This is a genomic window from Streptomyces sp. NPDC056486, assembly GCF_042795295.1.
Taxonomy (GTDB): Bacteria; Actinomycetota; Actinomycetes; order Streptomycetales; family Streptomycetaceae; genus Streptomyces.
In genome coordinates this window covers 1-24,241 of sequence record NZ_JBHTSF010000034.1, presented here as the reverse complement: position 1 = coordinate 24,241, position 24,241 = coordinate 1, and the positions used below count along the sequence as shown (strand labels likewise).

Annotated in this window: 22 protein-coding genes and 1 pseudogene; 16 read left to right on the top strand and 7 right to left on the bottom strand. The window is 68.4% G+C overall.

All coding sequences use genetic code 11. The features are described from left to right. Positions 1–31: 31 nt before the first annotated feature. Positions 32–724, bottom strand: coding sequence for a TetR/AcrR family transcriptional regulator (locus tag ACFQ7F_RS16300; RefSeq protein WP_383270852.1), 693 nt, complete (start codon positions 722–724; stop codon positions 32–34). Positions 725–1,056: 332 nt separating this feature from the next. Continuing rightward, positions 1,057–2,586, bottom strand: a complete 1,530-nt coding sequence (locus ACFQ7F_RS16295; protein ID WP_383270850.1) for a CoA transferase — start codon at positions 2,584–2,586, stop codon at positions 1,057–1,059. A 343-nt stretch (positions 2,587–2,929) separates the two neighbouring features. Between ACFQ7F_RS16295 and ACFQ7F_RS16290 the strand changes: the two genes are divergently transcribed. From ACFQ7F_RS16290 to ACFQ7F_RS16235, 12 genes and pseudogenes are all read left to right on the top strand, one after another. Beyond that, entirely contained in the window at positions 2,930–3,379 is a 450-nt protein-coding gene (locus ACFQ7F_RS16290) for a MarR family winged helix-turn-helix transcriptional regulator (RefSeq protein WP_383270849.1), read from the top strand. A gap of 700 nt (positions 3,380–4,079) precedes the next feature. Next, complete coding sequence (locus ACFQ7F_RS16285) at positions 4,080–4,343, top strand: hypothetical protein (protein WP_383270848.1); 264 nt, start codon at positions 4,080–4,082, stop codon at positions 4,341–4,343. Positions 4,344–4,357: 14 nt separating this feature from the next. Further along, the gene (locus ACFQ7F_RS16280; protein ID WP_383270846.1) at positions 4,358–4,669 is read left to right on the top strand and encodes a hypothetical protein; all 312 of its coding nucleotides are present in this window, start codon (positions 4,358–4,360) and stop codon (positions 4,667–4,669) included. Between the two features lie 88 nt (positions 4,670–4,757). Beyond that, positions 4,758–5,810, top strand: a complete 1,053-nt coding sequence (locus ACFQ7F_RS16275) for a hypothetical protein (protein ID WP_383270844.1) — start codon at positions 4,758–4,760, stop codon at positions 5,808–5,810. Between the two features lie 207 nt (positions 5,811–6,017). Beyond that, positions 6,018–6,983 (top strand): IclR family transcriptional regulator, encoded by a 966-nt coding sequence (locus ACFQ7F_RS16270; RefSeq protein WP_383270842.1) that lies wholly within the window; start codon positions 6,018–6,020, stop codon positions 6,981–6,983. Positions 6,984–7,224: 241 nt separating this feature from the next. Then, positions 7,225–8,289 (top strand): Rieske 2Fe-2S domain-containing protein, encoded by a 1,065-nt coding sequence (locus ACFQ7F_RS16265; RefSeq protein ID WP_383270840.1) that lies wholly within the window; start codon positions 7,225–7,227, stop codon positions 8,287–8,289. After that, the gene (locus tag ACFQ7F_RS16260) at positions 8,286–8,537 is read left to right on the top strand and encodes a hypothetical protein (RefSeq protein WP_383270838.1); all 252 of its coding nucleotides are present in this window, start codon (positions 8,286–8,288) and stop codon (positions 8,535–8,537) included. The genes ACFQ7F_RS16265 and ACFQ7F_RS16260 overlap by 4 nt, the downstream gene beginning before the upstream one ends. 36 nt (positions 8,538–8,573) lie before the next feature. Beyond that, a complete protein-coding gene (locus ACFQ7F_RS16255; RefSeq protein ID WP_383270837.1) occupies positions 8,574–9,545 on the top strand; it encodes a PDR/VanB family oxidoreductase in 972 nt (323 codons plus the stop codon). Between the two features lie 565 nt (positions 9,546–10,110). Next, complete coding sequence (locus ACFQ7F_RS16250; protein WP_383270835.1) at positions 10,111–10,632, top strand: hypothetical protein; 522 nt, start codon at positions 10,111–10,113, stop codon at positions 10,630–10,632. After that, complete coding sequence (locus ACFQ7F_RS16245; RefSeq protein ID WP_383270833.1) at positions 10,589–14,620, top strand: TIR domain-containing protein; 4,032 nt, start codon at positions 10,589–10,591, stop codon at positions 14,618–14,620. Before ACFQ7F_RS16250 ends, ACFQ7F_RS16245 begins: the two co-directional genes overlap by 44 nt. Positions 14,621–14,653: 33 nt before the next feature. Continuing rightward, positions 14,654–14,983: pseudogene (locus ACFQ7F_RS16240) on the top strand (DUF4231 domain-containing protein); the annotation flags it as partial. Positions 14,984–15,004: 21 nt separating this feature from the next. Then, the gene (locus ACFQ7F_RS16235) at positions 15,005–15,523 is read left to right on the top strand and encodes an SLATT domain-containing protein (protein ID WP_383270911.1); all 519 of its coding nucleotides are present in this window, start codon (positions 15,005–15,007) and stop codon (positions 15,521–15,523) included. Positions 15,524–16,147: 624 nt separating this feature from the next. Here the strand turns inward: ACFQ7F_RS16235 and ACFQ7F_RS16230 are convergent. Continuing rightward, a complete protein-coding gene (locus ACFQ7F_RS16230) occupies positions 16,148–16,894 on the bottom strand; it encodes a phosphotransferase family protein (protein ID WP_383270832.1) in 747 nt (248 codons plus the stop codon). A gap of 304 nt (positions 16,895–17,198) precedes the next feature. On the opposite strand from ACFQ7F_RS16230, the gene ACFQ7F_RS16225 reads away from it, so the two are divergent. Continuing rightward, positions 17,199–17,798, top strand: coding sequence for a GPP34 family phosphoprotein (locus tag ACFQ7F_RS16225; protein ID WP_383270831.1), 600 nt, complete (start codon positions 17,199–17,201; stop codon positions 17,796–17,798). Between the two features lie 148 nt (positions 17,799–17,946). On the opposite strand, the gene ACFQ7F_RS16220 is transcribed toward ACFQ7F_RS16225, so the two are convergent. From ACFQ7F_RS16220 to ACFQ7F_RS16205, 4 genes are all read right to left on the bottom strand, one after another. Beyond that, a complete protein-coding gene (locus ACFQ7F_RS16220; RefSeq protein WP_383270829.1) occupies positions 17,947–18,468 on the bottom strand; it encodes an NUDIX domain-containing protein in 522 nt (173 codons plus the stop codon). A 297-nt stretch (positions 18,469–18,765) separates the two neighbouring features. Continuing rightward, positions 18,766–18,906 (bottom strand): hypothetical protein, encoded by a 141-nt coding sequence (locus ACFQ7F_RS16215; protein ID WP_383270828.1) that lies wholly within the window; start codon positions 18,904–18,906, stop codon positions 18,766–18,768. 427 nt (positions 18,907–19,333) lie between these two features. Beyond that, positions 19,334–20,155: a MerR family transcriptional regulator gene (locus ACFQ7F_RS16210; protein ID WP_383270827.1), complete on the bottom strand. Its 822-nt coding sequence runs from the start codon at positions 20,153–20,155 to the stop codon at positions 19,334–19,336. 257 nt (positions 20,156–20,412) lie between these two features. Continuing rightward, entirely contained in the window at positions 20,413–20,520 is a 108-nt protein-coding gene (locus ACFQ7F_RS16205) for a hypothetical protein (protein WP_383270826.1), read from the bottom strand. A 26-nt stretch (positions 20,521–20,546) separates the two neighbouring features. On the opposite strand from ACFQ7F_RS16205, the gene ACFQ7F_RS16200 reads away from it, so the two are divergent. The 3 genes from ACFQ7F_RS16200 (at position 20,547) to ACFQ7F_RS16190 (ending at position 24,185) form a co-directional block, all read left to right on the top strand. Next, entirely contained in the window at positions 20,547–21,410 is an 864-nt protein-coding gene (locus ACFQ7F_RS16200; RefSeq protein WP_383270824.1) for a hypothetical protein, read from the top strand. 113 nt (positions 21,411–21,523) lie between these two features. After that, on the top strand, positions 21,524–23,896 hold the full coding sequence (locus ACFQ7F_RS16195) for a tetratricopeptide repeat protein (RefSeq protein ID WP_383270823.1): 2,373 nt from the start codon (positions 21,524–21,526) through the stop codon (positions 23,894–23,896). Between the two features lie 121 nt (positions 23,897–24,017). Then, on the top strand, positions 24,018–24,185 hold the full coding sequence (locus ACFQ7F_RS16190; RefSeq protein ID WP_383270821.1) for a hypothetical protein: 168 nt from the start codon (positions 24,018–24,020) through the stop codon (positions 24,183–24,185). Positions 24,186–24,241: the final 56 nt, after the last annotated feature.

Sequence of the window (24,241 nt, the reverse complement as noted above, 5' to 3'; positions counted from 1 at the left end):
GGGAGGAAACGGTCTGACAGGACGGGTCAGCTCAACCGAGTCGGGTGAGACCGTCGAGGACGACGGCGATGCCGGTCAGGAACTGCTCACGGTCGTCGTGCTCATTCATCTGGCCGACGATGGCGTGCATGAACGGATAGTCCTCGGCATCGAGCTCCTGCCAGGCGGCCGCCGTCGCGTCGAGGAACTCGGCGCGGTCGGACGCGACGGTCGAGGTGTCACCGTCGATCCGGGCGTTCTGACTGACGGCCCCGAGGATGTAGTGCACCAGCGTCGAGGCGGCGTCGAACCAGGAAGCCTGCGGCACACCCAGCGCGCCCACCTGCCGACCGATCCTTTCGAAGATCCCCACCGTCACCGGGCCGAACGGCTTCCGGACGAGCTGCAAGGTCAGGTGTGTCGCGAGCCACTGGTGCTCGGTGATCGCGTCGAACAGTGCCAGCGCGACGGTGCGGATCTCGTCCTCGGGTGTGGCCGTGGCCTTTACGGGCTGGGCCGCCAGTGCGGCCGTGACGACGGTTTCCGTCGCTGTGTCCAGCAGTTCGTCCCGACTGCCCACCCGGTAGTAGATCGCCCCGGCCCCGGTGGACAGACGCTCGGTCAGCGCCCGAGTGGTCAGCGCGCCCTCGCCGCCCGCATCGAGCAGCTCGATCGCAGTCTCGATGATCTGCTCCCGGGAGAGCACCTGGTTACGCCGCTGAGGGCGGGGGGTTCTCGTTGCCATTCCTCCAGCGTGACACATTTGGAGCGTTGTACCAAATTGGTTCAGCGCTCCAATCATGCCCCGCGGACGCCCCCGGGCTGAACCCCACCAGGGGCGTCCGGCGCCCTGGCCTCGGGCAACTCCCGCCGGGTGAAGCGAGGTTGCCGCCAAGCGTGCCGTGCCCCGCAGGTAACCCTCCGACAACCCGGCACCACCCGCTGGACGCCCAGACGCCACCACACATAGCGGGACCTTCATGCCGGACGCCACTCCATCCGCCGCGCCGGCGGATGGGACCGAGCCCTACGCCCCTGGGTGTTCGCCCAGATCGCGAGTGCGGCCCGTGTGAACGGTCAGCTGTGGCGGGGGAGCCAGACAGGGGCGCTGCTGCCGCGTGGGACCAGGATGTCGCGGAAGCGGCCGGGGGTCCGGGACATGAGCACCTGGTCGGTGACGCCCTGGTAGTGGCCGCAGGGGGTGTCGGCGGTGAAGGTGTCCGGGTCGAGGTAGGCGTGGGGGGAGTCGGGGTCGGGATTGAGGGCGGTTGCCCGTGCGTAGGCGCGGTCGAAGACACCGAGGCTGAGGATCCAGGCGGCGATGCGGGTGAGGTTGAGGGTGACGCGGTAGCTGCCGCCGTCGGTGGCGCGGCGCATCAGGGCGGCGAGCGTGCCGGTGGTGGCCAGCCAGGACAGGACGTAGTCGTTGACGACGCTGATGTAGGGCAGGCCCGGCGTGCTGGTCGGCCCGGCCGCGACACCGTCCTCGCCCTCCATCAGCATGATGCCGCTGAGCGCGCCGGCGGTCTGGTCGAAGCCGACGCGGTGGGCCCACGGGCCGGCCTCCCCGGCTAGCGAGAGGCTGACGTGGATGATGCCGGGGCGGATCGCCGCGGCCTGTTCGGCGCTCAGGCCGATCTTCTCCAGGTAGCCGGGGCGGCGGTTGGCGTAGAAGATGTCGGCGTCACGCAGCAGTTGGCGGATCCGCGCCTGCCCCGTGTGGCCGTACGGGTCGATGGTGGTGGAGCGGACGCCGACGTTGGCGCTGTTGTACGTGGAGTCGTGCTCCAGCTCGTTGGGTCGCCAGATGTTCAGCACGTCCGCACCATGCTGGGCGAGGTCGCGGCCGACGCCGGCGCCCGCGATGATGTGCCCCATACCCAGGGCGCGTACGCCCGAGAGCGGCTGGTCAGCGGCGGGGGCAAGGGGTTCGGGTTCGCTGTCGCCGATCTTCTCGATCTTGATGAGCGGTTCCCGGGCGATGTGTTCGTAGGCCGGTTCCCTGAGGAACTCCTCGGTGGTGCGCAGCACGGGCATCACCACGCCGATCTCTTCGCCGGCCTGCTCGAGGTCGGCGGCGTCCCACGTGGCAACGGCATCCGCGACGGCCTGCTTCTCGGGCCAGGTGCGCAGGAGCTTGTAGACGGCGTTCTTGATCTTTGGGTAAGGATTGAGCGGCATGACCCAGCGTCCGTCGCGTGCTTGGTAGAAGTCGAAGCCGAGCGGGTTGGCCGGGTCCGAGGGTGCGCCGCCCGGGTAGCCGTTGAGCAGTTCCCACTTCTTGTCGTAGAAGGGGCAGAGCCGGTGCGGGGCCTTGCGCAGGTCCATGGTGATGTCCTGGCCTTCGCCGCCGCGCTGGCGCCAAAGTGCCGCCAGGGCGACGGACTTGGCGGTCATGCCCAGGGCGGGCACGGCGCCAAGACGCATGATGCTCGGGACGACCGGGTCGCTGCCGATGAAGCTGATCCCTCCGCCGCTGTCCTCGGGGTGGAGGTCGACCGAGGCGAGGACCTCGCGCAGGGCCTGGTGGATGTCGAAGCCGTCGTCACTGGTGAGCGGGTGGGCGATGGCCTTCTGGATGCGGTCGGTGAGTTCTTCGGCGCTCATGGACACTGCTGCCTTTGCATCTGTGCAGGGTGAGGATGTCGGGACGGGCTCGCTGCGGGAAGCGGTCGCACGCCGCGCCCCGGAGGGCGGCTCGGGCGTCGGAGGTCTCGCCGTGGACGCGTATCAGGGCGATGTGCGTGCGCTCGCGTTCGGCGGTGGGTTCGCCGATGGTATCCCCAAGGTCACGAAAAGGGGTGTAATGCCCCATGCGGCCCACCGGGTTGCTCTCGGGCGAGGCGCAGCCCAGGTTGAGTTGTATTCTGCAACACGAGCGTAATCCCGGACTGTCAATGATGCAAAATGCAACTCACGATGCGGGAGTGAACAAGGGAAGGGCATACATGTGGCTGATGACGACCGAGAGCTGCCGGCACTCGTCCGCGAGCTGGTGACCCTCTCCCGGCGTTTCCGGACCAACGCCGAACGGCTCCACCCGGACCTGAGCTTCGTCGAGTACTCCCTGCTGTCGGAGATGGCCGAACGGAACGGGGCCCGAGCGCGCGACCTGGTCGGTCTCTACGGCATCAACAAGTCCACGATCAGCCGCCAGGTCGCCGCTCTGCAGCACGCAGGCCTGGTGGTACGCGAGGCCGACCCGGACAACGCCCGCATGCAGCTGCTGCACCCCAGCGACCACGGCCGCGAACTCCTCGCCCACGCCGATGCCCTGATGCACCACGAGGTGTCCACCCGTACCGAAGCCTGGCCCCCGGAGGAGGTCAGGGCCCTGCGCGGCCTGCTCGCCCGCTACAACACCGCTGCCTCCGCCGTCACCGAGGACGGCCACACCTGACGCCTGCGCGGTTGCGGGGCCCGAGTGGCACGCGGTGTTCAGGGGGAGAGCACTCGCGGTCGCCGCGTGAGAGAGCCCGCAGCACTTGTGTGTCACCTCCGCATCCCGATGACGGACAGTTGCTCCATCCGCAGGGGGAGGGTGCCCCTATGAAGCTGGTCAATCGAGACCGGTTCCATCGAATAATGAGGAAAGCCCGCAAATAACCGCCGAGTAGCAACTGCCCCGCGCGGGTCCCCAGATGACTACGGGGAAGAGGAATCTCCACCACAAGTGGCAGTTGGCATAAGAAGGGCTAGTGCCTCATTGACCTGCAGAGGGGGCTGAAATTCCCCTGCTTCCTTGACCCGCAGGTGGATTGGCAGGTGCATAGTTGGCAGGTGTATAGGGAGACGCATTGGAATCCCCATACGTCACTCCAGGCACTTCTGGGCGGACGCCCAGGGAAGGCGATCACCCATCCGTTCTCTCCCCGCCCGCGAACCTCGCTGGACCTCCAGCCGAGTTCACGCCCTAGGCGGCCCGTGCGCAGTGGCTGGAGGACGTATCGGCGTAATCTTGCCGGTGTACGTCCGGCGCGGGTTGACAGGCTGACGATGCGACAGCACCTTCTTCCAGAGAGGGAGGGGGAAGGATGCCGATAAGTAACGTATACAGCAGGGGATTATGGGCCGTCAGCGGCGGCACGCACGAGATCTCCGTGACCATCGCCAGGGCCGGCGGCCGAGGGTGGGCATTCGCCGAGACCGCGCTGGCCCGAGTATCGGGCAGCGGGGCCGCCTACGCATGGATCTCAGCAATCCGCTATCAGCCGAGCGATGATCAGATATACACCGGGATCTCTCCTGACCCGGACGGCGCGCAGAGCGCGCAGTGGATCGCGAATTGCCTGTCGGCCACCTTCACCGTGCGAGTGATCAACGAGTACGCATACGCCATCGCCAAGTTGTCACCCTGGGACTGAGGAGTGAGGACCCCGTGACGCAACAGCCGGGCGGGTCAGGACAGGACCTGCGGGTGTTACAGGTCCGCGTGTACTACGACCGGAACTCGGGCGACATCGTCCATGTGCACCAGCTGGCAGCGGCGCCTGCGGAAGAATTCGACGATCAGCGCATCCGCGAGGAGATGACCTCCTTCGAAGAGTCTTTGCGGCAGCGGCACCCAGCCGAGCTCGACTACCTGGTGGTCGACGAGACGTCACTCGATGAGGCGGTGAGCCCGGACGTCAACCTCAAAGTGGACGTAGTAGCTCAAAGGCTGATCCGCGACGACAGGACCGAAAGCTGATTCGCGAGGGACGTTGAGGACAGAACCTGCACGCCTCTTGGACAACACTCCCACCCGGGTGACAACACTGACGCAAGGATGATGCCCGATGACGGTTGGGAATCTGCAGTACGGCACCGGAAACAACTCTGGCAACGACCCGACGACTCTGACATCGGCCGCATCTCCACATACGTTGGCCGCAGAGAACACTGCATTTTCCCATGCAGCGGTAGTGGGCAGGGGGAACAATCAAGGCCACGGCGTCGCCGGCTACTCCAACGGCTGCTCCTTCCCCGAAGGCTGCTTCAACGGCGCAGGCGTGTACGGCGAGAACACCGGAACGGGCTACGGTGTCCGCGGCTGGTCGCCCGGTGTCGGAGTCGGGGGATACAGCGGCGGTGCGAGTCCTGGAGTCGACGGCGGGAACTGGAGCGGCGGCGACGGCGTGGACGGGTTCAGCACACGCCGCAACGGGGTGCAGGGGGCGTCCGAGAGCCGGGCCGCGAGCGGTGTGTACGGCGAGAACATGAGCGGCGGGGGATTCGGGGTCGCCGGCCGGTCGAATGCGCGCTCCCTTGCGGCCGGGGCGGCCGTCCTCGGCGACAACACCGCCGGCGGCTTCGCGGGAATCTTCAATGGAGCAGTGCGCGTGAACGGCATGTTGAGCAAGTCCGGCGGCGGATTCCGGATCGACCACCCGCTGGATCCCGCGCGCAGCTACCTGAATCACAGCTTCGTCGAGTCCCCGGACATGATGAACATCTACAACGGGAACGTGACCACCGACGCAGAAGGCAACGCGGTGGTCGATTTACCCAGCTATTTTGAGGCGCTCAATCGTGATTTCCGATACCAGCTGACGGTGATCGGGGTGTTCGCCCAGGCCATCGTGGCCGAGGAGCTCAGGGACAACCGCTTCAGCATTCGCACGGACAAGCCAGACGTCCGGGTGTCGTGGCAGGTGACCGGCGTCCGGCAGGACGCCTGGGCGAACAGCCACCGGCCGGAGGCCGAGGAGACGAAGCCGGAAGACGAGCAGGATCGCTATCTCGCCCCGGAGGAGCACGGCCAGCCGGTGGCCACGGGCCTGTTCTACGTGGAGGCCCCAACGGGCGTCGCGCCCCGCGAACAGACAGGTACCGCACCGGGCACCCTTTGATTCTTGACGCGCCTTGTCGGCGGCCCGACCGGCGCCCCGATAAGGGGGCATCAGCAGTGTTCGGGGGTTGCCGATTCCGCTGCCCGGGATTCTGAACTCGGCCGCGCTATCGCCGTCCTCGCCGGCGCTCAGCAATACTCTCTGTGGAACCGGCAGCAGCTCGCCAATCAGCTGCGTTCCCGGTCGCGGGGGTGCTGACGTCTCGACGTGGCAGCGACCTTCTTGCACACTGACCGCCACAGCCTCGGACAACTGGTCGCGCGTCGCCAGGCCTCCGAGGGCGGCCGTGCCACGGCCGACCGGAACACGCAGTCGGGAATCGGTGAGGGAGCTTTGGAAGACTCGCTCGCACGTGGGCCGCAGCAGACCCATGAGTCGCCGTCCCCGGCGGCTGACGGGGGAGGCACCCCGACGCTCCGCCGCCGCAACTCCGAGTCGGGCACGGGGCCCGTACTTGGGCGTGCCCTGCAGATCCTCGGCGCGTTCAGCGCGAAGTACCCGGAGATGACGCTGAGCGAGTTGTCCCGGCGATCCGGGCTTCCGGTGTCGACCGTGCACCGGATGCTCGGCGAGCTCATCGCCTGGGGAGCGCTGGAGCGCGGCGACAAAGGGTGCTACCGCGTCGGCCTGCGACTGTGGGAAGTCGCCTCCCTCGCGCCGCGCGGACAGGGCCTGCGCGAGCGGGCCCTACCGTTCCTTGAGGACCTCTCCCAGGTCACCCGCGAGAACGTTCAGCTCGCGGTGCGCGAGGGCACGGAGGTCGTCTTCGTCGAGCGCATCGCGGCGTCAGGCGCGGTGCCCGTGCTGACGCGCGTGGGAGGGCGCTTCGCCCTCACGGCCACCGGCGTGGGCCTTGTCCTGCTCGCGCACGCCCCTGCCGAGGTGCAGGGGCAGGCGCTCGCGGGCCCGCTGGAGCGATTCACGCCGGGCACGGTCACTGATCCGCGTGAGTTGCGGCGCATGCTGGCCGATGTGCGGACCAACGGCTACGCCGTCAGCGACCGCCAGGTCACGATGGACGCTCTGTCGGTCGCCGCGCCGGTGCACCGCGGTGGCGCGGTGATCGCCTCGGTGTCGCTGGTGGTCCGTCATGGCAGCGCCTCCGCACATGGGTTGGCCCGGCTCGTCTGTACGAGCGCCCGGGCGATCTCCCGCGCCTTGACCACGCCGTAGCTCCGGACTGCGCCGCCCCGTCACGTCAGCACGGCCGGGATTGCGTAGATGTTTCCCGGCATCCGGAAAGGGCCCTGGTGACCCGGGGGCGCCGAGCCCACGATGGTCCGCACCGGCCGACCCCCTCCGCAACAAGGGGCCGATGAGCCGCTGCCGACCGCAAACCCGGAACCCGCGCTCAGGCCATCGGTACCACGCTCCTTGAATCCTGCAGCGCTCCGTTCTCCGAAGGGAAACGATCATGACTGCTTTCGTACGCAATCAGTGGTACGTCGCTGCCTACGGCCGCGAGGTCGGGCGCGAGCTGCTCGGACGTACCGTGCTGGCCGAGCCGATCCTCCTGTACCGCACGGAGGACGGCCGGGCGGTGGCGATGTCCGAGCGCTGTGTGCACCGGCGCTTCCCGCTCTCGCTGGCGCCGAGCAGGCTGGACGGAGACCGGGTGGTGTGCGGCTACCACGGCTTCACCTACGGCACCGACGGCGGCTGCGTCTTCGTGCCCGGCCAGCACCGCATCCCGCGCACGGCGCGCCTGAAAACGTACCCGGTGATCGAGCAGGACTCCTTCGTCTGGGTGTGGATCGGCGACCGTGAACCCGGCAACACCCTCCCGCCCCGCGCTCCGTGGATGGACTCGCCCGGGTACACCGTGGTGTCGGGCATGGAGCCGGTCGACGGCGACTACGGGCTGCTGGTCGACAACCTCATGGACCTGTCGCACGAGACGTACCTGCACGGCGGCTACATCGGCACACCGGAGGTGGCCGAGACGCCCATCACCACCGAGGTCGACGACACAGCCGGCATTGTCCGCGTCAGCCGCCACATGGACGACGCGGAATGCCCTCCGTTCTACGCCAAGTCCACGGGTGTCGAGGGCCGCATCAGCCGTTGGCAGGACATCGAGTACCACGCGCCGTGTCTCTACTTGCTCCACTCGCGCATCGCGCCGGTCGGCGCGCCCGGGCCGAACCCGGACGGCAGCGACCCGCATGCCTTCCATGTGGAGGTGGTCTACGGCATCACCCCGTCGACGGAGAAATCGACGTACGACTTCTGGGCCGTGGCCCGCGACTTCGCCCTCGACGACCAGAACGTCACCGAATTCCTGCACGGCAACAACCACACGGTGGTCATGCAGGATGTCGTCGCCCTCAACGTGCTGCAGAAATCCCTGGACACCGAGCAGGCCGGCTACCAGGAGCTGAGCATCAACATCGACACGGGCGGACTCGCCGCCCGCCGCATCCTTGCCCGGCTGGCCCAGGAGGGGACCGTGACACAGGCCCCGGCGGTGACCCGATGATCCCGCTGCACCCACCCGCCCTCTCCGGCGATGGCGTCTACCGCATCCACTGGGTGCTCGGCACCGACCGGTTGCTGGCCGTCTGTCACTGCGGTGCGCAACGGGAGTTCGAGGATCCGGTGGTGCTGTGGGACTGGCTGCTGGGCCATCCCGAGGACCACCACCTCGGCTCTGTCCCGGAGTCCGCTCCCGCTCCCGCTCCCGCACTCGCACCCGCCCCTCAGCCTCGCCAGGCGGACTTCGCCTGAAGTCGCCCCCCCCGGTCCGGAAAGAGAGTCATCACCATGAACAGCACGAGCCTTCCGCGCACCGGGGGCGAACTCGACCTGGCCCTGGTGCACCGGGAGTTCCTCGCCGAGGGCGTCGTCCGGCTCAGCCTGACCCATCCATCCGGCGCGCGGCTGCCGGCGTGGAGCCCGGGCGCCCACATCGACCTGGTGCTGGGCCCCGATTTGGTACGGCAGTACTCGCTGTGCGGTGATCCTGGGGACGCCTCCCTCCTTCAAGTGGCCGTGCTGCACGAGCCGGAGAGCCGGGGCGGCTCCCAGTACGTGCACGACGTGCTGGCCGTGGGCGACACGGTCCGGGTGATCGGCCCCCGCAACCACTTCCAACTACTCGGCTCCCAGCGCTACGTGTTCATCGCGGGCGGCATCGGTATCACCCCGATCCTGCCGATGATCGCCGCCGCCGACCGGCGGGGAGCTGACTGGCGACTGGTGTACGGCGGGCGCAGCCGCGCCACCATGGCCTTCGCCGAGCAGCTCGCCAAGGACCATCCCCGCCGGGTGGAAGTGTGCCCCCAGGACGAGACCGGCCACCTCGACCTGGACGGGCTGCTCGGCAGCCCCGCTACAGGCACCCTCGTCTACTGCTGCGGCCCCGAGCCTCTGCTCGACGCGGTGGAACAGCGGTGTGCCTCCTGGCCGGAGGGCACACTGCACATCGAGCGCTTCACACCGAGGGTGCGGGAGGACGATGCCCCTTCGGCCTCCTTCGAGGTGGAACTCTCCCGCACCGGCATCACGGTGACGGTCCCGCCGGACAAGAGCGTCCTGGAGAGTGTCGAGGAGGCCGGCGTGCAAGTGCTGTCCTCGTGCAAGGAGGGCACCTGCGGCACCTGCGAGACCGCGGTCCTCGACGGGGTGGTGGACCACAGGGACTCCCTCCTCACCCCCGCTGAACAGGCATGCAACGACACGATGTTCATCTGCGTCTCGCGCGCAGCCTGCCCACGCCTGGTCCTGGATCTGTGACCGACCACTGACGGGAGCCACTGCTGACGGGGGCCACCACTGGCGGGAGCCCGCTGCGGGCAACGGAAACCGCGGCCCTGGGGAGGCGCGCCCCGGGGCCGCGGCGAGCCTGGCCAGGCAGCGCGGCGACAGACGGCACCGTGATCCGCTCGGGCCATGTGAGGCGAGAGGCCTGTAACCGTACGGCTTCCCGACTATGACGTCCCGAGGCAGTCGGCCCGCCCCTATCCGTATATCTCACGCCCCACGGGATATAGCCAATACCCCAGCCTCATCAGGAAATTCAGAAAAGACCACCCTTGCGAGTCGAAGTCAGTGAAACTTCGAAGGCTTCATCCGTGTCGTGGCACGCTTCATCTTCACAATTTTCGCTAGTGTTTCTCTGATTTCACTTCTTGACCGGGTCAAGTGGCGAGTGCTAGTGTCAGAAATTCTCAAACGGGTCCAGTCCACTTGCGGCGCCTTGAGGGTGCTATCGAATTTACGGGGCGTAAGGAACGACTCCGCGACGCATTGGATGAGGTCTTCACTTCGACCACTGGACCTCTCGGGGGAGGGGGAATCGTTGCTTCATAAACTTACTGCGGGACAAATCCGCGGTCTGGCGCTGCTTCTGGCTGCTTTTCTGGCCTGTGCATGGGTTCTGTCCACTGCGTCAGATGTGTTGGCCAAGCCCAAAAAGCCAAAAAACAACCAATCACGTGCCCGGTTTGTCGAAGGGTATAAACCTCCTGAGCACTTCACGTGCAAGTACGTCGAAAAGGAGAAAAACAAGGTCGTAGAGGCGTACATGTGTAAGTCTGGCAAAGCGAAGCCGGTTCGGCTTGGTGCGATACTTGCAGAGGAAACCGAGATGCGGCTTCCTCCCGACGACTCGGGCTGGGAATACCTGGCAGCCCCCGATCAATTCCAGTGCAAGTGGGAAGGTGGGGTCTCCCGGGAAACCGATACCTTCAGGTGCGAATATGAGCACCGGCACGAGGATGGACAGAAGCACAGTTACAAGTACCGCCTGAGTGAAACGACGCTCTCCGATCCCGAGGATGGCAGCGGCGCGGCGTGGTACCCGGCGCACAGTAACGAGTAGCGATCGAGGGGGCATGGTATCCCTTTTCATCAGCCACAGCAGCCAAGACCGTGCTGTGGCTGAGTGGGTTGTCGCGCGGCTCAGCAGTGAAGGATTTGCCGGTCTCTTTCTCAGCTTTGATCCCGACCTTGGAATTCCAGTCGGCCGCTCCTGGGAACGTGAGCTGTATGTGCAGTTGCGGAAAGCAGACGCGGTGGTCTATTTGGCGAGTACCGCTTCCGTCTCCTCGCACTGGTGCTTTGCTGAGCTGAGTCTGGCCCGCTCGCTGGGCAGGCCGGTCTTTCCACTGCGTGTCGACAGCACCGCACGGCTGCGTCTCCTTGATGAGATCCAGTGGCTGGATCTCGCGGACGGCGACTCTGCCCTGGACCGCCTCGTGGCAGACCTACGACGGGCGGGATTCGAGGCAGCAGACTCCTTCGCCTGGGACGTCACCCGTTCCCCTTATCCGGGACTGGAGCCTTTTGCGCCCGAAGACGCGGGTGTCTTTTTCGGGCGGACCGGCGAGACCGAGCGGCTGCTGGAACTGTTGCAGCCCACCTTGCAACACGGTGCCGGCCGTTTCGTGGCAGTCATCGGCCCTTCTGGGAGCGGCAAGTCCTCTTTGCTGCACGCGGGGTTACTGCCACGCCTGCACCGTCGGCACCATCTATGGGACGTACTGCATCCGTTCCGTCCCGGCCGGCATCCCACTCGGAATCTGGCGGGCAGCCTGGTGGAGGGCTTCGCCGCTCATGGCCTCGCCCGCTCCGTCGCCGGCCTGGAGCGGGCGCTGCAGCAGGGCTCCGAGGCGCTGGTGGATTTGGCGACAGAGCTGGCGCAGACCGGGGGCGAAGGACGCAGCGTGCTCCTGGTCCTCGACCAGGCCGAGGAACTGCTCACCCGCAGTGGTGTCGCGGAGCAGCACGACTTCTTGCGACTCCTGAGCGGCGCGTTACACGAAGAGAGTCCGTTGTGGATCGTTGCGACTGTGCGCTCGGAGTTCCTCACCACTAGCCCGGAGCGGGCCGGCCTGACCGAGGCGATCGACGAGACAGTCGCCGTCGAACCGCTCAGCCGTCCCCGCCTGCCCGAAGTCATCGAACGCCCCGCGCGGCAGGCCGGTTTGGACTTCGCCCCTGGACTGATCGCGCGCATGGTCGAGGAGACCGCGGGCGGAGACGCCCTGTCTCTGCTTGCGTACACCCTGCGTGAGCTCTACATACGCAGTGGCGGCGGGGGGATGGTGACCGTTGCCGACTATGAGGCGGTGGGTGGGGTGGTGGGCGCCCTGCGACGCCGTGCCGACTCGCTTCTCGACGAGCTGACACGGCGCGGGCGGGGCGATGCCGTTCTGCCGACCCTTCTGAAGCTCGCCGCGGTCGAGGGTGATCAGGAGCCGACGCGCAGACGCCTGCCGTACAGCACACTGGCCGCCGACGAACAGGACGTCGTGGACATCTTCGTCGAGGCCCGGCTGCTTGTCCGCGGTGTCACCGACGGCGAGGAACTCGCGGTCGAGGTCGCCCACGAGTCGCTGCTGCGCCAATGGTCCCCGCTGCGCAAAGCTATCGACGACTCCCGCCACTCGCTGCGTCTGCGGTCGGAACTCGAGCGGCTGGCGGCCGACTGGGACCGCGGCGGCCAGGACGAGTCGTATCTCCTGCGCGGGGGCCGACTTGCCGCCTTCGTGAACTGGGCGACCGGGCATCCGGCGGAACTCGGCCCGCTGGAGGGGCAGTTCGTCGGCGCCGGGCAGGCTCTCGCGGCGCGCGAACTCGCCATCGCGCAGCGCTCGAAACGTCGGCGTCGCAGGCTGCTGGCCGGCCTCGCCGCCCTGCTGGCCCTCACCCTCCTCGCCGGCGGCCTCGCCTACCTGAGCGATCAGCGCGCCGATTCCCGCGCGCGGCTGGCACTGTCGGACAAGCTCGGCACCGAGGCGAACATCCTCGTGGACGGCCAGCCCGACCTGGCCATTCTGCTGGGGCTGCAGAGTCTGGACGTAGCACAAGGGGACCGGGCCCAGCCACAGCTGCCAGCCGGGTTGATCACCGGCCTCGCGCGCGTAACGCACGCCTCCCGGCTGATGGTCCACTCTCATCAGGTGCAGGGAGCCGCGTTCAGCCCGGACGGCACATTGTTCGCGACATGCGGCTGGGACAAGTCCGTACACCTGTGGAACACCGCGTCGGGGACGCGGCACGGCAAGCCGCTGGTCGGACATACGGGCGCAGTCATGGACGTGGCCTTCCAGCCTCACGGAAGCCTGCTGGCGACAGCGAGCCGGGACGGCACCGTCCGGCTGTGGGACGTTGCCACAGGGAAAGCGCATGGTGCGCCGCTCCGAGGGCACCAAGGTGCCTTGCAGGACCTGGCGTTCGACCCCGAGGGGGAGCTGCTCGCGTCGGCGAGCATGGACGGCACCGTCCGACTGTGGGACGTCGCTACGGGGAAGCCGCGCGGCGCACCGCTCCGAGGGCACCGGGACGTGGTTACTGGAGTGGCATTCAGCCCGAACGGCCGGTGGCTCGCCACCGCGAGCTGGGACAAGACTGCGCGCCTGTGGCAGCTGGGGGAGGACCGCCCGCGCCAGGCGCGGGTGTTCACCGGTCATCGCGACTGGCTGCGCCGAGTGGAGTTCAGCCCCGACAGCCGGACGGTCGTCACGGCGAGTGCCGACGGTAGGGCCGGCCTGTGGGATGTCAGGACCGGCAACCACAAACGGTGGCTGAGCGGTCACGGTGGCAGCGATATCTGGGCCGCGGCATTCAGTCCCGACGGGCGGCGGCTTGCGACGGCCGGAGGAGACGCGAAGGTCCGGTTGTGGGACCCGGCGTCCGGAAAGGCACTGGACCAGCCGCTCATCGGGCACACCCATCTGGTGAATCAGGTGGTCTTCAGCCCCGACAGCAGAAGGCTCGTCACGACCAGCTGGGACCGGACCGCACGGCTGTGGGATGTCGCCCCGGCGTACTCGGTGAGCAGGCCCCTCAGCGGCCATCGGGGCGATGTGAACGGTGTCGCGTTCAGCCCCCTCGGAGCTCTGCTCGCCACCGCCGGCGACGACGCGACGGTGCGCCTTTGGCGAACGCGCGCCGCCGCCCCCGCGCAGGCGCGGGTGTTGCGGGGCCACGGCGGTCCCGTGTACCGGATGGCATTCAGCTCTGACGGAAGGCTTCTGGCCAGTGCGAGCTTGGACAACACGGTGCGCTTGTGGGACGTGGCCTCGGGGAAACAGCACGGGCAACCGTTGAGAGGCCATCAGGATGGGGTCATGGACGTGGCGTTCAGCCGGAACGGCCGGATGCTCGCCACCGCGGCCGGCGATACAAAGGTGCGCCTGTGGTCAGTCGCCACCGGCCGACGCATCGGGAAGCCGCTCGTCGGGCACGGCGAATCGGTCAACGGGGTGGCATTCAGCCCGGACAGCAGGTTGCTGGCAAGCGTGAGCAGCGACCAGACCCTTCGACTGTGGGATGTGGCCACGCACCGGCCCCACGGAAAGCCGGTGGCGGGGCATGCCAACGCGGTCACCGACGTCGAGTTCAGCCCGGACGGCAGGCTGCTGGCCACCGCGAGCGCCGACCGCCTCGTCCGCCTGTGGGACGTGGCTTCGGGGAAGCCGCACGGCACCACGCTGACCGGGCACACCGGTGGGGTGGAAGCCCTGGCGTTCAGCCGGGACGGCACCCTGCTTGCCGCGGCAGGTGACGATGGTTCGGTGCGCACGTGGAAGGTGGCGACGCGCCGGCCCGCGGGCCCGGTGCTGGCAGGACACCGAGGGGAGGTCTACGCGGTCGCGTTCAGTCCGGACGGCAGGCGGATCGCCTCCGCGGGAGCCGATGACGTCGCACGGATCTGGGATCGCACCTTCACGGCATGGCGTGAGTTCGGGTGCCGGTTGGTCAAACGGAATCTCACCGTGGCCGAGTGGAGGCAGTATGTGCCGGGAACCGGCTACGAGCGCACGTGCCCAGACCTGCCGTCCGGACAGGGCGCCCCCGACTGAGGTGGTCACGCCGCTACGGGAGAGAACGCCGCCATGGCGACCGTAGCGTCCCTGTGGGACGAGCAAAGTGTGTGGTCCCAGGCGGCGGACCGACTCAAAGCTGTCATCAGCCGAGCCAGAATCGCCTCCCTGATTCTGGTTCTGGCCGGGGCCGTCCTCGGCACGGCTGCATCCCAGACCGTGGCCTGGAACGCGACGTTGGGGAGATCACTTGCCTTCGGCGCGGCACTTGCGACAGGCCTGGTTCCGGTCAGCTCCCGGAATGCCGGACCTGCGCGGGTCCGGGACTGGACCTTGCTGCGCTCCGTGAGCGAGGCGCTCAAGAGCGAGGCCTACATATGCTTGGCAGGCGTGACACCCTATCGGGGCCCGGATGCTGGCCGCGTGCTCCACGAGCGTGTGGAACAACTGCGCGAAGCGGCGGCCCACCTGCTCCCGTACACCGTGGGTATCGAGCCCGCCGCGCGCACACTCCCCGCTGTGACGGACGTTCCGTCGTACACCGAGTTCCGTCTGAAACAGCAGATCCGCACGTACTACACGCCCAAGGCCCGACAGATGAGTCGCCGCGTCACGGCGGTCCGCGCCGCGGAGCTCACGCTCGGTGCGACAGGTGCGCTGTTGGGCGCCCTCGCAGGAGCATTCGGAGTGGATCAGGCGGCAGCCTGGGTGGCCGTCGCGGGTGCGGCCACCATCGCTGTCGGCGCCCATGGCTTAGCCGCCAGGTACGCCTACCAGCAGACGGAATTCGCTGTCACGGCCGATACGCTGCGCCGTGCCCTGGAGCGATGGCTCCTGGTGGATGGGCCCGGTGCAGAAAACGACGATGCCTTCGTCGCCCACTGCGAGCACGTCATCTCCGTGCTGAACGACAGCTGGATGGTGCAGTGGACAGCGGAATAGCAGATTGCGAGCGCCCGCTGCGTGTCCAAGACACCTCAACTGTCGAGTCAAGGCTCAAGGGCGGCTCGATCTCGCGCGCAACTCATGCGTCCCGACACCCAAGTGCCGGTCTCGGGAGTGGTACGCGGTCGCAGCAGGCCCCGGGACCCAGGGCACGGCCGACGCACCGTACAAGCTGATGCTCCTCCGCCACGGCGAGAGCGAGTGGAACGCCTAAGTGCCTAAGCGATCGTCCCGGCCGGGCCGTGATCTAGAACCCTGTCGCCAAGGGGGAGGGAGGGCGGTGAGGACGAGCAGTCGTCCGTCCCGGTGCTCGCACTCGCCTGCCGGTTCCAGATCACCCCGCACCCTGCCCGGCGCGGCACCGGGCAGGGCTCCAGCCTGGGCGTGTTCCGCTGCGTCATGGAAGGAGCGGTCGCGCTGCTGCACTGGTTCCGCCGCTTGCGCATCCGCTGGGAGATCCGCGACGCATCCACCACGCGTTTGTCCCCCTCGGCTACGCCGTCATCTGGCGGCGTCGGCTCCGCACCGCACTCTGTCGGGAGTAAGCGCAGGCGGTGCGGCCTAGGGGATGGCCTGCTCGATGCGTCAGAACGCACTCACGGCAGTCGGGCCCGAGCAGCCTCACATCCGGGATCTCAGCACGTCGACCTCACAGCCCGGCGCGAAGGGGTCGAAGCCGTGCTCGATCAGCCAGCGAACTGCCAGCAGGCTTCGCAACGACCACCATGCGTGGATCACGTCGAGGTCGATGTCGGTGCCATAGCCGGCGAGGACGTCGTCGAGGTGCTCCTCGTGTCCGAGCGTGAAGGTGGCGAGGTCGTACAGGGCATCACCCCGGCCCGCCTCGGACCAGTCGATGATGCCGGTGACCTCGTCGCCGTGGACGAAGACGTGCGCGATCTGCAGGTCGCCGTGCGTGAAGGCCGGAGTCCACGGCCGGAGTGCGGCCTGGGCGACCTGGCGGTTGTGGGTGACCAGGTCGGCGGGCAGGACGCCATGCGTCACGAGCAACTCGCACTCGTCGTCGAGTTCCGCCGCCAGCGCGACGATGCTCCGTCCGGCCCTGCCGGGCTGGGACGGCAGCGGCGCGTCGTGCAGCTTCCGGATGATGGCGCCCGCCGCGGCCCACGCCGCCGGTGACCCGGTCGACGGCCCGCCGAGGCGGCCAAGCGTCGTCCCCGGGAGTGCGGCGATCGCGAGCACGGGCGGCTTGCGCCACAGGACCTCCGGGGCCGGGACCGGCGCGAGGGACATCGCCTCGACCTCGACGTCGATGCGCGCCTGATCGGCGTCCACTTTCAGAAACACGTCACCGACGCGCAGGGTCGCGCGCTCGGAATGGGCGACGACGACTTTGACCTCATCCATGGGCGACCAGTATCCCGGGAATGATCGCCGACGTCGCCAGGTTTATCGCATGCGATTACGCGGCTCACCGCGCTCCGCTACCCGGTGGCCTCGTGCACGACCCTGACTTCTGGCCAGGTCAAGCCCACCACTTTCGACAGGAGTCCTTGACTCCCGCCGCCTTGCGAAAAGGTTTCGGCAAGGCTTCGGCCGCGCGGGCGGGGCGATACTGGTGGTGGCAGTCGCCCCGCCGCCGGGCCGGCCTCGGACGCGGGCCCTGTTGGTGGGGGCGCACCTTTGTCGATGTCTTTGAGGGGAGCCGTTCATGACCACGGCGAAAGACCTGTTCATCATCGCCATGGACCTGAAGCATTCCGTGGGACAGGGCGACCTGTCCCTCGCACTGGCGGGAGCCGAGCTGATCGATCTCATCGGTGCGGGGGCGGTCGCCGTGGACGGCGACCGCATCGTGCCGGGTGGACAGCCGATGCTGGACGATCGGTTCATGGGCGAGGCTGCGGCAGGGCTCACTCGGCAGGCGCCCTATGAGCGGATCGAGGACTGGCTGTGGCGCCGGGGCCGAGACCTCTCGGCCGCGTACCAGGCAGCCCTGGAGGAGAACGATGAGCTGAAGCCGCAGCGAAGCGGCCGTTTGCCCTTCGGCTCGCAACGCGTGGAGCCGGTCGATACGCCCGCGCGCCGCCGTGCAGTCGGCCGCTGGGAAGAGAAGGAACCCGTCCTGGCCGCCCTCGCCTCGTTCGTGGGCATCGACGACGAACGATCCGACGATGAGCCCGACCTCGATGACGAGGCGGTGACGACCGTGCTGGCCGCCGTCCACGACGCGGTGATGGAGCTGGAGGCCGTACGCCAGAGGCGGACCATCGAGAACGCGGCCTTCGCCAATCTCTGGCGCGGGCCGTGAGCGGAGCCCGGCTTCGGGGACGCGCTGGAGTCCGACGGCGAGGGCGACGCGGTCGCACGGCCGTCGGGCGGCGTCTACAGCATCCGCCCCGCCGGCCCAACCCCCAGGGAGCTCGGAACGACCAGCGCCTTCGTCCCTCTCACTCAGCTCATGAGCACCGCTGCTGCGAAAGCGCCGACTCAGCACGACAGGCGAGATACCGACCGAAAACCTCCTGACTATCAGGAGTGAAGGTCCACTGCTGCAGAGTCCGCCGTAGCTCGGTCTCGGTCAGCCATCCGTGCCAGGCCACCTCTCCCGGATCGGGGGCGCCGATCTCCGGAAGCACGGCATCGCACACTCCAAGCCAGTAAGGGCTGAGCCCACCCCGGTTGAGGAACTTGAACCGAAAGCACACTGCCGCCCGCACCCCCAGCTCCTCACTGAGCTCACGGGCAGCCGCCTGCTCGTAGGACTCGCCGACTCCCGCAGCGCCCCCGACACCGAGTTCGTAGTGCCCCGGGAAACGAGACAGCTGCTCGGCACGCCGATGGACGAGAAAGCGACCTTGCCCATCGCGGCACACCACCACGCCAACCCGGTGCAGCCAGCCCTCCCGAACAGCGTCCCGTCGACTGACTGCCCCCAGCGCACGATCCTGCGCATCAACGCGTTCCACGAGTTCATCCACGACGTACACGATCGCAGAACCCACTGACACCCGCCCGAAATGCCCGAACAGGCACGCAACCAACGGCCGTCCGACCGACCTCACTCCCTTACCTCGTCCACCTCCTGCATCGAGGCGGGATTGAGCAACTGGTGGCAGCGGGAGGCACCCAGGCCCCGCGCGTCACCGGGAAGAGACCGGCGAGAGTGGACAGGTCCCTGCCCACGGCCGGCAGATTTTCCAGGGAAGCGAAACTGTCCACGCCGATGAATGGCGCTTGAGACCGCTCGGGCACAGGGAGCCTGGACATCAGAACCCCTACCGCCTGTCGAGCAATTGCTCCACCAACCGCTGCGCCTCATCGGGCGATACACCGGCGATCGTCACCTGGCGGCCATTCTCGAGCTCCACCGTGACGGTCGGCTCCTCTGAGGCCGCGTAGGCCGCGTAGGCCGCCACGACGCGACGGCCACGCCCGCCGAAGCGACGCTGAAGCTACTACTCAACGCCGGCGAGACCAGTCGAGCACACTTCCCTGCTCGCCGGGCAGAGGTGGTACCGAGGACGCCAGAGCAATGCGTCCTGCGCTGCGTGTATTTCGGTCCAGCAGGTGCCAGTTGTGCAAGGGCCTGGCGTCGTCCTCAGTAGCGTTACCGACGATCTGGAGCGTTCTGCAAGTACCCACCCCCGCCTCGGACGTCAGGCGTCGTGGCTGCTGACCGGTGGCCGATCGGGTGCGGGAAGCGTGATACGAGCGAACCGGTTCACGCTTCCTCGCCGCCCTGACCTGCTACCAGAAGGTCAAGGCTGAGGTCGGGCAGCGGGAGACCTCACCGGTCTCGCCGCCGCCCGAAGGTGATCACAGGTCAGGCTCGGGTGCGATGGATCATGTCTGGGTCACCGGTGCCTGCAGTTCCGTCACCCAGTGGTCACGGTTCTCGGGGCACTCAAGGTTGACCTCGCGGGGGTAGCCATTGGCCCGGTAGCCGTTGGCATCGGTCCAATGGGCCAGGGTCTGGGCGGTGGGGAGCACGGTGTCCATCGAACCGCGGTGCACGATGGTCGCGGCCTGGACGAGGGGCGGCAAGTCGAGAATGCGGAAGGCGCCGTCCTGGAGAGGGGCGGAGACCTGGACGGCGGCGTGGACCCTGATCCTGCCGCCACCCTCCGGGGCGTCTTCGTAGTAGGCGACACCTGGGCCCGTAGGGGTGATGCCCGCAGACCCCAGGCACCGGAACAGCTCGTCGTAGAGCGGCGCGATGACCGGGCTGATGTCTTCGGGTTGGTAACTGGCGGCGGTCGCGGTCAGCTCCGCCACCCGGACGGTGGGGACGCTCTTGATGACAACGTCGTTCGTGGGCATGTGGCCCTCGCTCTCGATCGCTTGGAGCCTCGCCTCGACCTGCACCAGCCGTGCTCGCGCGACAGCCATGGCGGTCTCCAGTTCGGCCTGTCGCAGCCGCAGCATGCCGCGCAGTTCCTCGGCGGCGACCTTCTCGTCCACGATGTCCTGGACCTGCTGGAGGGTGAATCCGAGGTCCTTGAGCGCGATGATCCGGTTGAGGCGGGCGAGCTGGGCAGCGGTGTAGTAGCGGTATCCGCTGGCAGGGTCGACATGGGCCGGGCGCAGCAGGCCGGTCGCGTCGTAGTGACGCAGCATCCGGACTGAGACGCGGCCGTGCCGGGCGAAGTCTCCAATGGTGAACATGATGTCTCCGAGCTGACCGCCTGACACGGTGTGAGAGTCAAGAAGCTACTTGGCAGCTGAGGACCGGCGAGAACGCGGGGCTAGATCGCGGCGTAGCTACAGGGAGTCCCCGTCAAGCGAGCCGTCCGCGACGGGACAGCACCACGTAAGCGATCCTCTTGGTCCGCTTCAGGTGGGCAACACCGCCGTTGCAGACGGCTGCTGGATACCCAACCAGCTGACCGGCATAGAAACACGGCAGACGAGAGACATGCTCGTCAGCCCACCGGCGGGATACCCGAGGAGGTACTGGTGAGATCGGCGGACGCGCCGATCTCCTGCAGGGACGGCGGATATCCGCGCCTACGGATGGACTCCCGGGTCACCTGCAGTACACGGCCCGCACATCGTCATGTGGCCACTGAACAAGGCCAATCTCGCCGCCGACGCCTACCGTACGGTGCTGAATCAGCTCGACCCCGGGTTCATCTACGACGTCCAGTTTCTGATTGAGAACCTGGTTATCGAGCACGCGGGCACCCAGAACACCGCGAACACGATTGCGGTCAACAGCACTTTCGTCACGAAGACGGACGTGATCTCCGCTGAGTACCCGAGGGCTGGCACAGATCATTTCGGCGAGCGTGGTCTTGCCAAAGCCTCCCGCGTCTCCGATCTCCAACCGCAAACGGCAAGCCTGAACCAGGGCATCCCTCGACGCACCGTCCTTGTTGCAGAGGCTGTGCGGCGGTTGTCCGGGCGCTACGCTCGCGGTGACGGCATGGGCGAAGGGGGCCCGGGAATGCTTGATCAGGCATTGATCGCGCTGGCCGCGTCCGGGGGCACGGCACTGGTGTCAGCGGCGGGGACGGATGCGTGGACGGGACTGCGGCAGGCAGTGGCGCACTGGTTCGGCCGGGGCGATGCGCACCGTGAGCAGGCCGAACTGGACCGCCTGGACCAGACCGCGGCCTGCGTGCAGGCCAGCGATCCGGGCGAGGCGGAGCGGACCCGCAACCGCCAGGAGGTCGTCTGGCAGACCCGTATGGAGACCCTGCTGGAAAGCCTGGACGCTGCCGAGCGGGAGCGGGCTGCCGAGCAGTTGCGCAGCCTGCTCGCCCATCACGCCCCACAGTCCGGCGTGATGGCCGGAGCAGGCGGGCTGGCTGCGAACACAGTGGACATCCACGCCGACCATGGCTCGATCGCCGGCGGTGTGATCCATGGAGGGGCGCACATCGGCCCCCCTTCCCTGCCGGATCCGCCGCAGGGCTGAGCGGACCGGCCGGCGCCAGCCCGCCCGACATCCCGCCCCACCCCGGCGGAGACGGTGCCAGCATCATCACCGCGACCAGCGGCGCCCAGGCCGCAGGCACCGTCGTCGGGGGAATGCACCAGCATCGGCATGCCGCACCACGGGTGCCCGCGGGGTGGCCGCACCAGGTCGGTGTCATCCCCTCCCGGGCGCAGTCTTTCCAGCAGCGCGCCGAGGCGGACCGGCTGCGGGCGGCGGTTGACGGCGGTGGCACCGTGGTGCTGCGCCAGGTGCTGACCGGGATGGGCGGGGTGGGCAAGACCCAGCTGGCCGCCGACTACGCCCGTACCGCGTGGGAGGCCGGCGGCCTCGATGTCCTGCTCTGGGTCACCGCCGGCGGCCGCTCGCCGGTCGTGAGCGGATACGCGCAGGCCGGCATCGAGTTGTGCCGGGCCGACCCCGACGACCCCGAGCAGGCCGCCCGCTCCTTCCTGGCCTGGCTGACCCCCAAGTCCGGCGCTCTGCCGTGCCGGTGGCTGATCGTTTTGGACGATGTCGCCGACCCAGCGGACCTGCACGGCCTGTGGCCGCCGCCCGGCCCGTACGGCCGGACCCTGGTCACCACCCGCCGCCGCGACGCCGCTCTGAAGGGGGAAGGCTGCCACCTGGTAGAGGTCGGCCTGTTCTCCCAGGCCGAAGCCCTCTCCTACCTCACCACTTCCCTGGCCGCGCACGACCGCCACGAGCCCGCCGATCAGCTCAGCGCCCTGGCCGCCGATCTCGGATATCTGGCCCTGGCCCTGGCGCAGGCCGCTGCCTACCTCGTCGACTCCGGCGAGAGCGCGGCCGCCTACCGCGACCTGCTGGCCGACCGCGCCACGAAACTCACCGACCTCGCCCCGGACGCACTGCCCGACGAGCAGGCCCTCGCCCTCGCTGCCGTCTGGTCCCTGTCCATCGCCCGTGCCGACACACTGCGCCCCGCCGGCCTGGCCCGGCCCCTGCTCCACCTGGCCGCCCTGCTGGACGCCAACGGCATTCCCCAGGACGTGCTCACCGGCGAGGTGGCCCGCGCCCACCTCGCCGCACACCGCACCACACCCGTCCCCGATCCGACCGCCGGACCAGGCCCCGTCTCGCGTCCGGACGCGGTACGCGCCCTGCGCGCCCTTCACCGGCTCAGCCTGATCGACCACACCCCTGACACACCCCACCAGGCTGTCCGCGTCCACCAGCTCATCCAACGGGCCACCCGCGACACCCTCACCCCCGACCAGCAAGACCAGTACGCCCGCACCGCCGCCGATGCCCTCATGGCCGCCTGGCCCGAGTTCGAACGCGACACCGCCCTCACCCCGACCCTGCGCGCCAACACCGACGCCCTCACCCGCCACGCCCACGACGCCCTGTACCGGCCAGACGCCCATGTGGTCCTGTACCGCCTCGGCCATAGCCTCGGCGACAGCGGCCAGGCCAGCGCCGCCACGGCCCACTTGCAGCAGCTGGTGGAGATCACGACCCGCCATCTGGGCCCCGACCACCCCGACACCCTGGCCGCCCGCCACCACCTGGCCTACTGGCGAGGTCGGTCAGGGGACGCGGCCGGTGCCGCAGCCGCACTTGCCGAACTCCTGCCCGACAGACTGCGAGTGTGGGGGCCCGACCACCCCGACACCCTGGCCGCCCGCCACCACCTGGCCTACTGGCGAGGGCGGGCAGGGGATGCGGCCGGTGCCGCAGCCGCACTCGCTGAACTCCTGGCGGACAGGGTGCGGATACTGAGCCCCAACCATCCTGATGCCCTGGCCATCCGCCACAGTCTGGCCCGGTGGCGGGGGGAGGCGGGGGATGCGACCGGTGCCGTGGCCGCGTTCGCCGAGCTGCTCGCAGACAGGGTGCGGATGCTGGGCCTCAACCACCCCGATACCTTGGCCGCCCGCCACCATCTGACCCACTGGCGAGGGCGGGCAGGGGACCGGGCCGGTGCCGTGGCCGCACTCGCCGAACTCCTGGCGGACAAGGTGCGCGTACTGGGCGAGGACCATCCCGGCACCCTGACCGCCCGCCACCACCTGGCTTACTGGCGAGGGCGGTCAGGGGACGCGTCCGGTGCCGCAGCCGCACTCGCCGAGCTCGTGGCGGACAGGGGGCGGGTACTGGGCGAAGGCCATCCCGACACCCTGGCTACCCGCCACAGTCTGGCCTACTGGCGGGGGGAGGCGGGGGATGCGGCCGGTGCCGCGACCGCACTCGCCGAACTCCTGCCCGACAGACTGCGAGTGTCGGGCCCCGACCACCCCGACACCCTGGCCGCCCGCCACAACTTGGCCTACTGGCGAGGGAAGGCGGGGGATGCGGCCGGTGCCGCAGCCGCACTCGCTGAACTCCTGGCGGACAAGGTGCGGGTACTGGGCAAGGGCCACCCCGACACCCTGACCGCCCGCCACCACCTGGCCCACTGGCGCAGAGAGGCGGGGGATGCGGCTGTTGATCAGTCGACCGATTGATGAGGAGACTCATCACCACCACAAGGGACCGGCACCGTTCGGTCAGTGGCCATCAGGTCGACTCCGGCGGGTGGATGCCCATATCCAATGCGGAGTGCCGCCCCGGCGGGCCCTGGCCTCCATGAAGGCAGAGCCCGTCGGGCACACCGAAGCCGACCTGCGGCCCGACCTGTTGTTCCTCGGCGAGCCGGTCGGCATGGACCACCGGCCGCGGCCCTCACTGACCGAGCACCTCACCGCACTCAAACTGACTGAGCGTTTCGCCCTGTTTCATAGCGAGTCATGCTGATTTTGTATTCCTGTTATTGCGGGGCGGGAGGGGCGGTTGAGCCGAGAGGCTGCACT

Coding starts and splice junctions, on each gene's coding strand:
- ACFQ7F_RS16300 (WP_383270852.1), bottom strand. CDS start 724: ATGGCAACGAGAACCCCCCGCCCTCAGCGGCGTAACCAGGTGCTCTCC.
- ACFQ7F_RS16295 (WP_383270850.1), bottom strand. CDS start 2,586: ATGAGCGCCGAAGAACTCACCGACCGCATCCAGAAGGCCATCGCCCAC.
- ACFQ7F_RS16275 (WP_383270844.1), top strand. CDS start 4,758: ATGACGGTTGGGAATCTGCAGTACGGCACCGGAAACAACTCTGGCAAC.
- ACFQ7F_RS16265 (WP_383270840.1), top strand. CDS start 7,225: ATGACTGCTTTCGTACGCAATCAGTGGTACGTCGCTGCCTACGGCCGC.
- ACFQ7F_RS16260 (WP_383270838.1), top strand. CDS start 8,286: ATGATCCCGCTGCACCCACCCGCCCTCTCCGGCGATGGCGTCTACCGC.
- ACFQ7F_RS16255 (WP_383270837.1), top strand. CDS start 8,574: ATGAACAGCACGAGCCTTCCGCGCACCGGGGGCGAACTCGACCTGGCC.
- ACFQ7F_RS16245 (WP_383270833.1), top strand. CDS start 10,589: ATGGCAGCGGCGCGGCGTGGTACCCGGCGCACAGTAACGAGTAGCGAT.
- ACFQ7F_RS16230 (WP_383270832.1), bottom strand. CDS start 16,894: ATGGATGAGGTCAAAGTCGTCGTCGCCCATTCCGAGCGCGCGACCCTG.
- ACFQ7F_RS16225 (WP_383270831.1), top strand. CDS start 17,199: ATGACCACGGCGAAAGACCTGTTCATCATCGCCATGGACCTGAAGCAT.
- ACFQ7F_RS16210 (WP_383270827.1), bottom strand. CDS start 20,155: ATGTTCACCATTGGAGACTTCGCCCGGCACGGCCGCGTCTCAGTCCGG.
- ACFQ7F_RS16200 (WP_383270824.1), top strand. CDS start 20,547: ATGTGGCCACTGAACAAGGCCAATCTCGCCGCCGACGCCTACCGTACG.
- ACFQ7F_RS16195 (WP_383270823.1), top strand. CDS start 21,524: ATGCACCAGCATCGGCATGCCGCACCACGGGTGCCCGCGGGGTGGCCG.
- ACFQ7F_RS16190 (WP_383270821.1), top strand. CDS start 24,018: ATGAAGGCAGAGCCCGTCGGGCACACCGAAGCCGACCTGCGGCCCGAC.